Source organism: Actinomyces sp. oral taxon 849 str. F0330, from assembly GCF_000239715.1.
Taxonomy (GTDB): domain Bacteria; phylum Actinomycetota; class Actinomycetes; order Actinomycetales; family Actinomycetaceae; genus Actinomyces; species Actinomyces johnsonii.
This window is the reverse complement of record NZ_JH470417.1, coordinates 1-551: the sequence shown is the minus strand read 5'-3', so window position 1 is coordinate 551 and position 551 is coordinate 1. Positions and strand designations below refer to the sequence as shown.

Below are 551 nucleotides of genomic sequence, written 5' to 3'. Positions count from 1 at the left end.
GAGGCCCTCAAGGCGGAGATATCCAGGGTCCACAAGAACCAGCTACTCGGTGCTGGGGGCCCGCAAGATGCACGTGATGCGGGGCCGATCCGAGATCGCCGAGCGTCACGGTGCCGGTCACGTGGCCCGCTGCACCGTCGAACGCCTCATGGGCGACCTGGGTCTGCGCGGCGTCCGCCGCGCCAAGTCCCCGCGCACCACGCGCAGCGCGCCGCGAGAGCAGTGCCCGGCCGACCTCGTCAAAAGGCATTTCAGCGCGTTCAGGCCAAAAGAGCTATGGGTCGCCGACATTCCCCCGCAAGCGGGAGGTGCCCCTCCTATGTACGCACCCTCTCCGGGTAGGTCTATGTGGCTTTCGTCACTGACGTGTACTCCCGGAGGATCATCGGCTGGCAGACCACCTACCGGCCAGTGTGCACCGACCTGGCCCTAGACGCCCTCAAGATCGCCGTCTGGCAACGAAAGCGAACCGGGGCCAACCTGACGGGCCTGGTGCATCACTTGCGACCGTGGGGTGCAGTACAGGTCTATTCGCTACGGGCAGGCCCTGT

1 pseudogene is annotated in these 551 nt (G+C 66.2%); it reads left to right on the top strand.

Annotation, left to right across the window (positions count from 1 at the left end):
* Window positions 1-348: 348 nt before the first annotated feature.
* Window positions 349-551, top strand: a pseudogene (locus HMPREF0975_RS17050) (hypothetical protein); the annotation flags it as partial.